This window comes from Hyphomicrobium sp. ghe19 (assembly GCF_902712875.1).
In the GTDB taxonomy this organism is placed as follows: domain Bacteria; phylum Pseudomonadota; class Alphaproteobacteria; order Rhizobiales; family Hyphomicrobiaceae; genus Hyphomicrobium_B.
This window is the reverse complement of sequence record NZ_LR743509.1, coordinates 1730514-1745000: the sequence shown is the minus strand read 5'-3', so window position 1 is coordinate 1745000 and position 14487 is coordinate 1730514. Positions and strand designations below refer to the sequence as shown.

Below are 14487 nucleotides of genomic sequence, written 5' to 3'. Positions count from 1 at the left end.
TTCGGCCTGACCCTCGCCATCATATGCTTGATGACGCTCGCTTGGGTCGTGTTTGCGCTGTTCCATTGATCGGCTTCCCGGGGACAATTTCTCATCAATGAAAACGCTTATCGCGCTCGCTGCATTCGCGGCTGTGGGTCTCACTGCATCATCCGCGTCGGCCGCGGATTTCGGTGGCAGCTACCCGCCGCCGGACGACGCCTACTTTGAAGAGGTCTTGCCGCCCCCGGTCATCATCTCGCAGCCTTACAACAATCTTTACGAGGCAAACGGCTTCATCTACGCGTCGCCGTATCCGCTTCCCTACTTTGGCCTGTTTCCGAATTGGCGCCGGCCTTATGGCGCGGTCGAAGTCAATTCGCGCGCCCGCTGGGATGCTCGCAGAGGGCGCCAACCCCGCCGTTGGTAGTACCTAAGCTTCGCTCGCCAAGCCGCTAATCGCGTCCATAAACTGATCGACATCGGCGCGCGTCGTCCGGTGATTGAATATCGCGCAGCGGATCACGAGTTCCCCATCGATCGTCGTCCAGGAAGGCGCGGCCGTCCCGGCTTCCTGAAGATCCATCACGAGTTGGCGGTTCACCTCGCTGCTTCCGCCTTTAACACCGAAGCAGACGATGTTGAGAGCGACCGTATGCTTCAGCTCGAAGATCGGGCTCTGTCTCACCTGCTCCGCAAGATAGCTTGCCAGCTCGCAGGTGTGGAGGATGGCGTCGCCAATCCGCGCCGTACCTAACGTTTCGATTGTCATCCACGTCTTGAGCGCTCGGAACCCGCGCGAGAGATCGGGGCCAAGGTCGCACGGCCAAGTTTCGCCTGCCGCGAGTCCCCTCTCCCCGCGTTGGAGATAAGCAGCGGATTCGGCAAAGGCTTGCCTATGCGCCGCGCCGTCTTTCACGAGCAGGAAACCGGCCTCGTAGGGAACGTGACCCCACTTATGAAAATCGAGCGCCACCGAGTCCGACATCTCAATTCCCGCACAGACGTGCCGAAGCGGCGGCGCGAAAATCGACAGCGCGCCGATTGCGCCATCGACGTGAAACCATAGCTTTTCTTCCGATGCGACCCGAGCAATGTCCGCAAGCGGATCGATCGCCCCGGTGTTCACAGTTCCGGCAGTCGCAACCACAAGGAACGGCAAAAATCCCCGAGCCCGATCGACTGTGATTGAAGCCTTCAAAGCTTCAGGCCGAAGCCTCCCCGCGGCATCGACCTCGATCCTCCGCAAATTCGCCGATCCGATGCCCGAAAGTTGCATCGCCTGCGCTATGCAGCTGTGAGCCTCGGCCGACGTGTAGGCGACGAGCTGACCGTCCGCGCTTCTGAGACCCGTCTCTCGGCTCTTGGGCCCCATCGCGTTGACCTTGGCGATGGTGACCGCCAGAAAATTCGCCATCGACGAGCCCGTGAGCAGCAACCCGCTCGCGCCGTCCGAATACCCGAACGCCTCGGCCATCCAGCGAACGATCTGACGTTCGACCTCGATGCCGATGTGGTCCCGGCCACCGCAATTCATGTTCAAACCGGCAGCCACCATGTCCGCCACCATGCCGACCGGTGTGCCCGCGCCCTGCGCCCAACCCATGAAGCGCGGATGCAAATTGCCGGAGGCGAACGGCAACACCTGCGTTCGGACGTCCGCGAGAACGTCGCTCAGATCTCGCGGGCTGACCGGCAACGAACGAGCGAACCGATCGCGCGTTTCATCGGGCATCGGCTGCCAGACGGCACTCTCTCTGATGGTTTGGACATGCGTGATGACGTCGTCCAGCGCAGCGTGAGCGAGCCGGCGAAATTCTGCCCAGTCGGCCGGATCGAGATCGCGCGATCGACCGGCAGGACAAGTCTCGCCGTCCGGGCCGGTCATGCGCTTCCGGGATGCCGGCGGATACCCGACCACTTCGCGAAGACCGTATCGAGATCGGCCTCGATGGGCTTGAACGCGTCCTGCAGAGATTGACCCGAAGCCATACGAGCGGCGACACCGGCAATATCAGTCGCCGACGCTCCAACGCGAAGCGCTACACGGGGGCCGATACGCACGGCTTGGCCGATATGGCAAATGGGTCCACCGGCAGCACTTCTCAGCGCCACCTGATCGACCTGCGCTTCATCGAAGGACGCGAAGCCCCCGCTGCCGCCGAGAACCGTCAGCGGAACGATGCCACGCGACGCCAGATATGCGCCCTCATCGTCCGGATGGAGCGCGATGCCCTTGATATCCGTTACACGAGCGATGACGGCGTCGACGAAGTGCTGTTTGATCTGAGCTTGAAACATTTCATGGACGGCTGCGTAAGGCGCAAGGTTCGCGAGCGCCGCCACCCATCGCAAGCTGAGCCCGATATTCATTTCCGATTTGAAACCGAAATCGGTCCGTTGACGAAGGGACGCCGGCCAATCCTGCGCCGCTGTGTATTCTGCGAGACCGGCCGGAATATTCCGGCACTGAGCCAGTTCGTCAGCGATTACAGCCGGGATCAACAAAGCGCCAGAAAAAGGCGGACCTCCAGCGAGCTTTGAACCCGTCACGGCAACGAGAAAACCGTCCTTCAGATCCTGCCGCAGCTGACTGATGGGACAACGCAGCTGGCAAGCATCGATGAGAATGCGCACGCGGCCGGGTGCGGCTGCCGCAAGCTGGCGCGCCGCTTCCCTCGATACGCCTTCCAATCCCGTCTTCGAAGTATCGAGCACGTGCACGAGAACATCGTGCCCGCGCCTCAATTCCTGTTCGGCGAGTTCAGCGACGGCGTAATCAATCGCCTCCCGCGTACGTTGCGCGCCCGTTTCATTTCGGATCGGAACCGTCCGGACCTCGATGCGACCCGCCGACAGCCCCTCGAGAAGCTCGCCGTTATCGACAGCGCGGCCGAGCGCGGTCAGATCTGAAAAATGACGGCCCGCCGCTGCAAGCGGAATTCCGTTTCCGGTCTCGTCAGGCGCGATGAAGATGTTGGTGATGGGCCGCGCCGACAGCCCCGCGACGAGGCTGAGCGCAAGAATTTCCGCGTCCGTTCCCGATGCCGCCAGAATCACCTCGGCGTCCGCCACGGCAAGGCTGCGGCGAACCCCATCGCGCACGTCGTCGAACCATTCGTCGTATGGAATTGGAGTAACCGCATCCGTGCCGACGAGACGCTTCAGTGCGCGGTCGGCAGCAGCGTATCCGTCTGCCGATACGTTGCTTGCCGTCGTCGACGAGAATGAGATTTCGTCGCTCGCAGGTTTTGTCAGCGTCCCGTAGCGGTTGCGGCCGGTCGCGGCATCGGACCAAATACGTCTGTCGCCACCGCTTCCGAGCAATAGCGAAACAGAGGAAAGCGGCTGCCCTGCGTTCGTATCGGAAACAGAGCCAGTGTTCGCAAACCCGTTGTGAAAAGTGCGCAACGTCGCGACCATCAAAATCTCCGGAAGTGATTGTCGCTCATGCCGCGCTGATCATTTTGGGTTGGATGCGCCGTTGCAGCGCATTTTCGAACGCATCGAACAGCTTGCTCATCGCCTGCTTTTTGTAGGGAAACGTAACGTCTGAATCCATCGAGTGAACGATCATGGCGACGTCGGCTTCAAACAACAGGAGGCGGCCATCGGGAAGCTCCGCGCAATCGATCGCGAAATAATCCAAGCCCAACCGTCTATGCAGCGCGTCGAACGCGACCGCATGGCGAGCCGCGAAATCGCTATCGAAATCGCGCATCCACGCCGCCTCTTCGGCACGCCGATCCGCATATTTGGCCATGCCTGCACTGAGGTAGTGCACCATCCAATGATCGGAAACGGCGAGATGACTGGCGTATGCCTTGCCGTCGATGAATGCGATTCGCTGCTTCCGGAATTTGCCGTCCGGCCCGCTGTAGTCGATGAAAGGCGCGATATAATACTCAGCCTCCGATTGGCCATCGAGGTAGCGGCTGAGTTCTTCTTCGTTCGTGATTTTTTCCATGGATTTGCCGGCGTGCGTTCCGACAGGCCGCACGATGATCGGATAATCCATCCCGCCGGGCGGAAATTGACGCGCCGCTATTTGCTCGAGCGTATTGCGCGAGACGCCGACTGTCGGAGGCGCCAAGATCGACGGCTCGTCGACGAAGCTCTCCGCGACACCATCCCGAGTGAGCGCCACGATCCGCAACGGCGCATTGTTCATGATGGGCATCGCCCACCCGATCAGGAGCCGTTCGAGCCTCTGAAGGACAGGCCGATTGGCCGGAGACTCGCCGATAGCGACGAACGCCACATCGTGATCGGGCACGCCCGAAAGATCTTTCGTACCGGCGTCGACATAGTGCAGCAAAACGTTCGCGTCCGAAGCCTCCAGAAGAAACTCGATCGGCGTGTTGGCCATGAAGTCACCAGCAGTCACGAAAACGAGAATTCTCGGCCCCGTCCCTCGCCCATTGCGGATGTGAAAAGTCCGGCGAATGTCGAGCGCCGCTGTCTGCGCAAGCACCGCCTTATCGGGCTGGCCCAACGTGTACAAAATCGTTGAAAGGTCGAGGAACGCGGCAGCGTCGTTCGCGTCCGCGGTCACACGCGCCAACAGGTCGTTCCAAATCGGCGTAATGTCTCGTCCTTCATAAAGATGACGAACCAGCGGAGCCTTGCCGATGATGAGCGGCTGCTCATTTTCGTCGTCGACCTGAGCAATTGCTCTTTTCAACATATCGCACCTTGCCACGGAGGCTCGCGTCGGACCGCGCGCAGGAACGCCGAAAACGTTCGCGCAAGCAGCTCGATTCCTGGCGTCCAATTTCTGTGCGTGGCCTTGTGCCAATCTGACGGCGCGACCCGACGCGGCAAATAACCGTCGACGGCCAAGCGCGATTCGTTATTGCGTCAACGTGAATGCATCAATGGAAATGACGTGTCGTGATTCCGATCACCGCGCGACCGGCGCTTCCGCCGGCACCGGCGGCCCGATGATCACCATGGTGCCGGTGGCGGGACTTGCGGTCTTGGACGCATCGACGACTCGCCGCACTTCCAGCATCGTCGGCGACGACACGAGCACGGTCACAGGCTCGATTGCGTTCGGATCCGGCGCGGGCGGCGTGCTCGTCAGAGCGCTCGTATCCAATGCTTCCTGCAGTTCCGCCTGACGCTTCTGATCCGTCACGCTTCTGAGCATCGTATAGAAGTCGAGCGAACTGTCCTCGAGCGTCTCCATATCCTGTGCTTTGCTGAGATTGGTGAGCGGGCTCGACACGGTTCCCGCCACACCGACGGCATTTGTCACGGGTTGAACGTCTTCAATGAAATCCGCGACGCTCTTCATCGACAAAAGCGATGCGGGGAGGAACGCACCCGAATCCAACTGAGCCGCAAACTCGATAGTACTGCCCATCGCGTCTCTGACGTTTGTCGGACCGACGATCGGCAGCACCAGGTAGCTGCTGTCACGATACCCCCAGACATACATGGTCTGGCCGAAATCGCCCGACTGGCGATCGAGACCTTGCGTCGCCGCAACGTCGAACAGGCCGCCAATTCCGAGCGTCGAATTCAAAGCGAAACGTCCGAACGTGGTTGCGGCCGCCTGCGGACGGAGCTGCAGAATGTCGTTCGCAAACACCATCGGCTCAGAAAGGTTCGTCGAGAAGGCTTCGACCCGGTCGCGCACCGCCTGGGGAACGTTCTCGTTGTAAGCTTTGGCTGCGGGATAGAGAACGGCGTGATTGAATTTCTGATTGTTGTCGAAGACGGCGCGGTTGAACGCTTCGTTCGGATCCGAAATCGCCTTCGGCTCTTCGTCTTTTTCGGGCGATGCGAGATATTGGGCAGACGGCAAAGACGGCGCCGAACCGGCGCACGCGGACAATCCCGCGGCGACCAGCATGCTGCCGGTCAAATTGAAGATTGCACGAAACTTCACGTTCCGAATTCCCCCTGCCCCACGCCCCCGCTGAGCCCGGCAAATTTATCGGAACTATTTCTGGGAATCTAGTTGCTCGGCCCCCGGCATCGAACAGCGTCCACTTTTTTCAATCCCGGGATTGCTCCGGGACCACAGACGAGCCGGGCTGTCTGCCTGAGCATTTCGAAACTGTATGAATTCGCCGACCCAAGGTTGTGTCCGAGCACAACAGCGCCAGAATCACTGATGTAAATCATAGGCCTCGCCCCGTCGCCCGGAAATGCCGCTGAGCGCCATAAGACGCTGCGCGAATCTCGCAAACCTCGTCTGCGCCTGGCGCTAGGTGGCTCGCCACCGGCCCGTCCTATTTGCCATGTCTAATACGCCGCGATCGATAGCGGCCCTTCAAACATCGCCGAACGCCGCATTTCGCAAATATTCCGCCTGCGCTACTTTTGCGAAACGCGACTCGCTCGACCACGAATGCTCAGACGCGGAATTTGATGCCGACACACCCTCCCACGAACCGTCTTCGCCTAGCCGCCCTTGCGGGCGTCGCGTTGATTTACGGCCTCATCGGGTTGCCCGCAGAAAGTTCGGCGAAGCACCACAAAGCTCCGGATCAATCATCCGGCGATCCTTGCGCCGAGCCGACAGCATTCGTCCAGCAGCATATCGCAAAAATAAAGCAGCTGCAGGGTTCGCTTGAACTGGGTTCCGACAACCTCGTCGGCTGGATCCAGCATCTGGAAGGGCAGAAAAACCTCGATCCCGATAAGGTCGCAAAATTGGCGGAACTGCGCCGCGACGCCGATCGCGTCAATGAATTGCTCCGCGCGGGTGGATGCAAATCCATCGACATCGACAACGAGTTGAGCCCGGCTCACGCAACCAGCAGCGTATCGCCGTCAAAATGACGAGCCTGCGCCTGGCGACGCTCAAATTGTGGTGCTCTCGAGCGAGCCGCTAGCAGAACGTTAGTTTTTGAATGACATAAATTCTTCCTGCGAGACAGCGGGCTGGCATCCATTGTGCAACCTTCGGACGGCGCGGTTCGCCGTGTCGTATCCCCTCGCCCCGGATTTACTCGTGACCGCTGCCACCAATCCAAATTTCACCATCGAAATCGCCTCGACCTGGAGTTCCATTTCCGATCGCTGGCAGGCGCTTGAACGGCACGCATTTGCATCGCCCTTTCAAACGGCCCATTGGATCGGAAATTGGTACGAATCCTTCACGGCCACCGGCATCGAACCCGTCATCGTCTGTGTTGTAGAGCGAAGTTCCGGCCGTGACCTCATGATGATCCCGCTCATGCGGCACTCTCAGAGCGGGATCAGGCGGATCGAATTCGCCGATCTATGGATTACGGACTACAACGCCCCCCTCGCGCGCTCGGACTACGATTTTCGGGGCTTTACCGACGACATTTGGCCGGCCATTCTGCGAGCGCTTCCGCCGGCGGACGTCCTGACGCTGCAAAAAATGCCATTGTCGCTAGGCTCTAACGTCAACCCCATGACGACGCTTTCCGGCATCGGAAGCAGTGATCTGAGCGGCCATATCGTATCGCTCGGCGACGATTGGAACGAATACCTGTCGACGCTCAGTAAATCCGCGCGCCGGGAACTGCGCCGCCGCGCAACCAAGTTCACTAACGAGAACGGAGGGCGGCTGCGACGCATCACGAACAACGATGAGGCGGTGGAAGCCCTCCAAGTGCTCCAGGAACAACAAACCTCGCGCTTGGCCGCCCGCGGCGCCAAGCATGTGTTCAATGAACCGGTCTACCAAGAGTTCTATCGCCGTCAGCTTTTGCGTGGTCTCGTGACCGGGCACGCGGTGATGTTCGTACTCGCGGCTGATGCCGAAATCGTCGCGACATTCTTCGCCCTCAAGAATAACGATCACACCACGCTCATACGGATGAGCCAGTCGCAAGATCCCTCATGGCGGCCGCTCGGATTGGGCAAGATGATCATACATCAGGCTCTCGAAGCGCTGCATTCCGAAGGCTGCCGTACCTTTGATCTGTCGGTGGGCGCGCACCGGTATAAGGACGAGTTCGGCGTTTCGCCCGTGCCGATGGCGGAATTGACGACACCGCTGAGTTTGCGCGGCACGCCCTTCATCGCTCGCAGAAAAGCCATCGCCTATATTTCGCGGAAGCCCAAACTGATGGCGCTCGCGCGCTCGATTGCCGATAGGCTCCCGCGCATTGCGTCGTAAGTCTCGGCCAGAAGCTATTCGGTCAAGACGCTATTGGATCAAAAATGCCGACAGCAGGCTCAATCGCTCCCCGAGAGAAGCTTCCATGATGTTGAAGCGAGATCGCAGAACCGTTTTGATGCGCCGCAGATCCCAGCTCAGGCTCCGGTCGGTCGCGAATTTGCGCGCATAATGGGCTGCATAAGTCGCATGATCATCAACCGACGTCTTCCGGCGATCGTCGTAGAATGACGCGAGTTTGCTCCGGCTCATGCCGGGCGCCGCAAGCCAATCGTCGATGTGCTCCGACAAACGCGCGACGTCGTTCATGCACCGGGTCAATCCCGTGCCGGTCGCAGGGCATGACGTCTGAAACGCATCGCCGATCAAAACAACGCCGTGCTGACGGTGGTTCGCCACACGATCGAGGTCGATCATTCTGATCCGAACGCCATCGGTCACCTCGAACGATCCGAGAAATTTCTCGAGCCCAGGCATTGCACTGTAAAGCGCCGAAATCGGATCGTTTCTGATCTCGGCGACAAACGTATCCTGATAGCCGTGATAGGTGAAGAGATTGGCGCGCATCACGTCGCCCATCGGAAACAGCGTGATGTAGGCAATGCTGCTTTCAAGGCGCTCGCTGTAATACGTCAGCGCCGGAAAATTGAATTTCTGTCCTGCACCTGGTCGCACCGAAAAGCCGACGCAGAGCGAGTGATGATGATGAACAGTATCGAGCGCCATTCCGAGGTTTTGACGTAGTCCCTGCGCCAGCCCGGTCGCCAGCACGACGAGACGCGTCGAAAGCGTTTCGCCATTGGCGAGTTCGATGATCTGTGTCTCTTCGCCGTTACGAATCTTTGCAACCCGCTCGTTGATGAACCGCACGCGTCCGGGAAGGTTCGACCGCAACGAATTGATGAAGTCCTGATAGCTGAAGCCGTATTCGGTCGTTTTACGCAGCTCCTGAATGTTGCCGGGCCGCACGACCAGCATCCGGTCGACGCGCGTTGAAATCTGCTTCAGGAGGTCGAGAAGTTGAAGTTGCTTGATCAGCTCGAGTTGGTCGTCGACAATTTTTTCGCAGCGAAATTCCGGAGGATGTTTGGCACGCATGTCGACAAGCGTGACGGAAATTCCTCGCCGCGCCAGAACGATCGCAGCCATCGAACCGGCGGCGCCCGCACCGATGATCGTGACGTCGGAGACGGAATGGTCGCCTTCCTCCGCTGGCTCCCGCGCAGCGGCGATGTCGAACATTGGCACTAGCGGTCACCCGAGACAGGAAGTGCCGTTTCAAATTGAACACTGTTCCAAATCGGAACGCGATACTGCGAAATTCGGTCAATCCGGCCGGCGTCTGGAGAGGACTGAGATGATGGTTGGAGAGACACGGGGGTTACACGAAGCTCCGATGTAGTGTCGCGAAGGCACGTGACGCTAAGCAAGGACAGCGCCAACTCTCATTCACGGCCTCTCCTGTGGCGACTGCGCATCTCCTGCTCTCGAATGATCCAGAGTCCGCAGAGTTGCCGCCCCAACGCATGCCGATTGGCTGCTGGTTTGCAACGGCATGCCCCAACGAACCAAAAAGCATGGCCTGCCGAGGGGGAGCACCACCGTTGCAACAAACCAAGTTCCAGTTTGGGGCATCGCGAAAGAATTTGTTAACCGACGCGCGTCTCGCGACGGCGGGCGCAACTGCTCATCCGGAAGAAGACATTCGACGGCTTGAGCCGCGCTCCGCACAACATGGCCGAAGCGGCAGCAGAATTTCCGTCTTGCAACTCGTTCACAGCAACGAAGGCGGCGGCGTCGAAGCGCTCGCCCAGATGATCTCGGACGGACTTCAAAGCGGCGGCGCCCGCGTCGAGACGCGCTTCATTTACCCCGGCATCAGCGCCACCACCGCTCAGAAGCTGCGCGGCATTGCAGGCGCGATCATGACAATCGCGAGGACGAGGCCCGACACGCTTATCGCCTATCAATCGACGGCGTCTGTCATCGTCGGCCTCATTGGAGCTCTCGTCGGCTGCAAACGGCGTATCGTGCACCAAACCGCGATGCCGGAAGAAATTCACCCCGCAGTCCGCCTGCTCGATGCAGCCATGGGGTCGGCGGGGCTCTACAGCGTCAACATCGCGAACTCCGCCGCAACCGAGCACGCCTTCCGTCATTATCCGCAGCGCTACCGCAGAAATCTGCGCAGGATCGATCACGGCCTAGATGCACCAAAAGCACGTCACCCCCGCGCCGAAGTCTTGCCTCGACATGCCATTCCGGACGACGGCCTGCTGCTTCTGAACGCCGGCAGACTTTGCGATCAGAAGGGCCAGCACCAGATCGTTCGCGCTCTGACCCATGTGACCGGCGCCCGGCTTATCCTTGCGGGCGGCGGACCGAACGAGAACGACCTACGCGAACAGGCACGCTCGCTTGGAGTTGCAGATCGAATCCACTTCTTGGGAATTGTCTCTCGGGAGACACTCGGCGATCTTCTCGGCGCCGTCGACGTGTTCGTGTTTCCGTCCAAATGGGAAACGTTCGGGCTTGCGGCGGTGGAAGCAGCGATGGCCGGCGTAGCGATTGTTGCAGCAGACCTTCCGGTCTTGCGCGAAGTCCTCTCCGTCGGCGGCAGCGAACCCGTAAGCTTCATCGACCCCGATGACACGCTGGCATTCGCCGCAGCGATCGGAGCCCAACGCCCGCGAACGCAAACAAACGCCGATCTCGATAAGTTCGCTCAGGCAATCCGCGCCAAATATTCGCGCGGCCGGATGCTCGCCGCCTATAACGAACTGGTCGTTGCAGCCAAATAGCGCCGCGCGGCTCTTAGACCAATCGGATAGCGGCAAGCTTGCGGAGCGTGAGTTGCCGCGTCCAGACGCCGATACCGAAGATATCGTACAACGCGATCACGAGGCACGCCCCAAGGCCGAGTGCAGCAAGCTTAAGCGCCAATATCACCACATGAGCCGCTGGCAGCAGATCAGCGGTATCGGCCAGGAACGCCGCGGCTGCTGCAATGCCAGCAATGCCGAAAAGATCGAGAATGGGAAGCGGCATGGCTTGCCACCGTCGCGCCGCGAGTGCCGCAACGAGACAACCCGCTCCCTGCGCCGCGAGCATGGCCAAAGCCGCGCCGGCCGCACCATGAGATGGAATGAGCAGAAGCGCCGTTGCGGCACCCGCAGCCACTGTCGCAGTCGAAGCATAGAGTTCGGCCGATGAGCTCTCCAGGAAATAGATCGCCTGCCCGAAGTAGAACGCCCGGAAAACGTAAAGGGCCGTCGCCAACGTAAAGATTGGAACCAGAGACGCGGCGGCCTCGGCGTAAGCCTCGCCGAAAAGCACGTGGACCAAGTCGGGCGCAAAGCACAGAATAAAGGCCGATCCAAAGGCCGTTATGAACGAATACGCGCGGAACGCTTCCGTTAAAATGAGCCTCGTTCGCGCGCTGTCGCCATCGCTCGCGGCGCGTTTTGCGTGCGGCATGTAAGATCCGGCAACCGCCTCGGATACCACGACGAGGCTTTGCTTAATGAGATCGCTGACCGCGCCATACGGACCGACCGCCCCGACGCTGTCGAATTTTGCGAGAAGCAATCGATCGCCGCTTTGTCCGGCGGCATTGATGCCGAAAGCCAGGATCAGCGGCGAGCCGTACTTCAAATATTGACGCGCAATACCGGCGGAGAACTTCTCTCTAACCGCCGGCCAACCCTCGCGGATCAAAGGCGCCGCCGCCAAAACGTTAGCGAGCGCAACGCCGGCTGCAAGGCCCGTCGCGGTTCCCGTTAACGCGAAGGCGACCGCCCCGCCGACCGGAACGAAAAGCGCCCGAAGAAGCACGGCGACCCCAACCAGTTCCACCTTCAGGCGCGCACGTGAGATCTCATAGAACGTCTCGAATACAGCGAGGCCGACCGTCGGCAGGACGGTGCCCGCCACAGCATCGCGGCTGAAGATGCCCGCCCAAACGGTCAAGCCCCCTATGACGGCGACCAAACCGACCAAAACAGACATCGTGCGAATGAACGTGCCGACGATCGAAAGCGAATGGTCCGCCGTATAGACGGCAAAAAACGACATCCTGAGCCATTGAATGGCGAAGCCGTAAATGATGTACGCCGAAGCGAGGTAGAGAAGATAAGCGCCGAACGTCTCGGGCCCTGCAAGACGCGCAAAGAGGGCGACCGAAAGCAAGTTGAGCGCCGCAGCAAACACTCGCGAACCGATGTAGATCACAGCGTGGCGCAAAATCATTACGGGAAAGCCTTACTGCACCACTGAACAACTGCCCGATTTTGGGACACGTCTCGTTTTCTTTTTCGACGGACCGCGCCCAATCGTTGTCGATTCAGGCACGCTTTTGGCATGGACCGTCCCCATGATGCTTCATGGGACAAACCGGAAATCCACTTTCCATGCCAACCTCGCAGGCGATGTTGGCCAAGCGACTGACACCGCGGACGCCGATGCGATCGAGGCCGTGACCTCTCGACCGCACGTCGCATTCTTCATCCGTGCACTCCACGGCGGAGGCGCTCAGCGCGACGCCATCTTGTTGGCGAACAGCCTTTTCGAAACGGGCATCGAGGTCAGCATTCTCACGCTCGTTCCCGAAGGCCGGCTGAGGCAGTTCGTGGCGGACGGCGTCCGCATTGTTCACGTCTCCGCGAAGCGCCTCGCAACGGCAGTCATCCCTCTCAGCAACGCGATCCGCCAGTTGCGGCCGACGGTGCTCTTCAGTTCTGAAGCCGCCCCCAACGTCGCGGCGTTCGCCGCCACCCGATTGCTCTCGCCGAAAACACGCCCGCGCCTCGTGCTGCGCGAAGTGACAGCGCCCTCGATTGCGAAAGACCTCGACCCGTATCTTCAGAACCGCCTCGCCTTCCGCGCCGCCGGATACGTCTACAGTCGCGCCGATCGCGTCCTCACCTTGACGGAAGGCGCTCGCCGCGACCTCATCTTGAATTTCGGCGTACCGGCCGAACGGATCAGCGTCATGACATCGAACGCTGTCATCGATCCACCGACGGCTGCGCGGTTGGCACTCGGAAAAGAAACCCCCGAAACGCGCGAAAAAGGTTTGCTCGTCGCGATTGGCCGCCTGTCACCCGAAAAAGACCATCTGACATTGATCGAAGCATTCGCCGATCTCGTGAAGCGCGTGCCCTCGCGCCTCGTCATTGTCGGCGAAGGCCCGATGCGTCCGACGCTCGAAGACATCATCGCGCGCCTTGAACTCGAAGATCGCGTAACGCTCACGGGCGCAACAAACGATCCATTCGAATGGCTTCTGAAGGCCAACGTGCTCGTCAGCTCGTCGAAGTTCGAAGGGCTCGGCAACGTGCTGATCGAAGCTCTCGCCTGCGGCACCGCCGTCGTTTCAACCGATTGCCCTTATGGACCTCGGGAAGTTCTCGAAGGCGGTCGCCTCGGCGGCCTCGTGCCGGTCGGCGATACGAAAGCGCTCTCGACCGCGATCGAGCTTGCTCTCAATACGCCGACTGACAGAGCTGCGCTGAGACGCGCCGCCGAACAGCATACCACGCGACAAGCAGCGGCATATCTCATCTCCAATCTGGAACTCGGGTGAACCATGGACGGCATCAACGCGATCGGCAGACCGGTTCAAGGAAGTCGCGCCGAACTAACACCGAAGCGCGTTACGGGCCTTTGTGCCAGCGCCTCGCGCTATCTCGCGCGTATCGTGCCGACGAAGCCGATCTTCGCGAAAAACACCCATCCGATCGTGAGTTTCACCTTCGACGATGCACCGGATTCCGCTCGGACGAATGGTGCGCGGATCCTTGATCGCTATGGCATACGTGGAACCTACTACATCGCGCCCGGTATCTGCGGAAACCGAGACGAGCATTGGACCGTCATCGACAAGCGCGACGTCGGGGCGCTCGCCCGCGCAGGCCACGAAATCGGCTGCCACACGTACAACCACGTCAAAGTGCAGAGCTTGACGCGATCCGCCCTCGCACGCGAAACGCAACAGTGCTTCAATGCCCTTCGCGACATTTGCGGCAACGCAGTGAGCAAAAATTTCGCCTATCCATTCGGGAATGTTTCGTTCCCGCGGAAGTTCGACCTCGACAAAACGTTCAGCAGCTGCCGCAGCATCTACTGTGGTTTGAACTCGGGCCTGATCGATCTGGCGATGCTTCGATCAGTAGAACTGTATGATCGAACGAGCACCGAGCAATCCATCAACGCAATTCTCGACCAGGCGATCGCGACAAACGCATGGGTCATTTTCTATACCCACGACGTGACGCCCAGTCCAAGCTGGATCGGCTGCTCCCCCGCTCATCTCGAAATGGCAGTGAAGGCAGCAATGGCGCGCGGAATTCCATGCCTGTCGGTCGACGAAGCCTTGCACGGCATCGGCGTTCGCGCCTGAC

Annotated in this window: 12 protein-coding genes; 6 read left to right on the top strand and 6 right to left on the bottom strand. The window is 60.0% G+C overall.

Going from position 1 to position 14487, the window contains the following annotated elements:
- Window positions 1-97: 97 nt before the first annotated feature.
- Window positions 98-409, top strand: coding sequence for a hypothetical protein (locus AACL53_RS08285; RefSeq protein ID WP_339084021.1), 312 nt, complete (start codon window positions 98-100; stop codon window positions 407-409).
- A 3-nt stretch (window positions 410-412) separates the two neighbouring features.
- On the opposite strand, the gene AACL53_RS08280 is transcribed toward AACL53_RS08285, so the two are convergent.
- From AACL53_RS08280 to AACL53_RS08265, 4 genes are all read right to left on the bottom strand, one after another.
- Window positions 413-1867: an aminotransferase class V-fold PLP-dependent enzyme gene (locus AACL53_RS08280; protein WP_339084020.1), complete on the bottom strand. Its 1455-nt coding sequence runs from the start codon at window positions 1865-1867 to the stop codon at window positions 413-415.
- Complete coding sequence (locus AACL53_RS08275; RefSeq protein ID WP_339084019.1) at window positions 1864-3402, bottom strand: hypothetical protein; 1539 nt, start codon at window positions 3400-3402, stop codon at window positions 1864-1866. The genes AACL53_RS08280 and AACL53_RS08275 overlap by 4 nt, the downstream gene beginning before the upstream one ends.
- Before the next feature lie 25 nt (window positions 3403-3427).
- A complete protein-coding gene (locus AACL53_RS08270) occupies window positions 3428-4666 on the bottom strand; it encodes a RimK family alpha-L-glutamate ligase (RefSeq protein ID WP_339084018.1) in 1239 nt (412 codons plus the stop codon).
- Window positions 4667-4882: 216 nt separating this feature from the next.
- Window positions 4883-5875 (bottom strand): VacJ family lipoprotein, encoded by a 993-nt coding sequence (locus AACL53_RS08265; protein ID WP_339084017.1) that lies wholly within the window; start codon window positions 5873-5875, stop codon window positions 4883-4885.
- Window positions 5876-6360: 485 nt separating this feature from the next.
- Here AACL53_RS08265 and AACL53_RS08260 point away from each other — a divergent pair, with 485 nt between their 5' ends.
- The gene (locus AACL53_RS08260) at window positions 6361-6774 is read left to right on the top strand and encodes a hypothetical protein (RefSeq protein WP_339084016.1); all 414 of its coding nucleotides are present in this window, start codon (window positions 6361-6363) and stop codon (window positions 6772-6774) included.
- Window positions 6775-6946: 172 nt separating this feature from the next.
- Complete coding sequence (locus tag AACL53_RS08255; RefSeq protein ID WP_339084015.1) at window positions 6947-8086, top strand: GNAT family N-acetyltransferase; 1140 nt, start codon at window positions 6947-6949, stop codon at window positions 8084-8086.
- A 30-nt stretch (window positions 8087-8116) separates the two neighbouring features.
- Here the strand turns inward: AACL53_RS08255 and AACL53_RS08250 are convergent, their stop codons facing one another.
- A complete protein-coding gene (locus tag AACL53_RS08250) occupies window positions 8117-9328 on the bottom strand; it encodes an NAD(P)/FAD-dependent oxidoreductase (RefSeq protein ID WP_339084014.1) in 1212 nt (403 codons plus the stop codon).
- A 362-nt stretch (window positions 9329-9690) separates the two neighbouring features.
- On the opposite strand from AACL53_RS08250, the gene AACL53_RS08245 reads away from it, so the two are divergent.
- A complete protein-coding gene (locus tag AACL53_RS08245) occupies window positions 9691-10887 on the top strand; it encodes a glycosyltransferase (protein WP_339084013.1) in 1197 nt (398 codons plus the stop codon).
- A 13-nt stretch (window positions 10888-10900) separates the two neighbouring features.
- Here AACL53_RS08245 and AACL53_RS08240 read toward each other — a convergent pair whose 3' ends face one another.
- Window positions 10901-12334 carry a lipopolysaccharide biosynthesis protein gene (locus AACL53_RS08240; protein WP_339084012.1) on the bottom strand — a complete coding sequence of 478 codons (1434 nt, stop codon included), beginning with the start codon at window positions 12332-12334 and terminating at the stop codon, window positions 10901-10903.
- Between the two features lie 124 nt (window positions 12335-12458).
- On the opposite strand from AACL53_RS08240, the gene AACL53_RS08235 reads away from it, so the two are divergent.
- Window positions 12459-13670: a glycosyltransferase gene (locus AACL53_RS08235; RefSeq protein ID WP_339084011.1), complete on the top strand. Its 1212-nt coding sequence runs from the start codon at window positions 12459-12461 to the stop codon at window positions 13668-13670.
- Between the two features lie 3 nt (window positions 13671-13673).
- Window positions 13674-14486, top strand: a complete 813-nt coding sequence (locus AACL53_RS08230; protein ID WP_339084010.1) for a polysaccharide deacetylase family protein — start codon at window positions 13674-13676, stop codon at window positions 14484-14486.
- Window position 14487 lies beyond the last annotated feature (1 nt).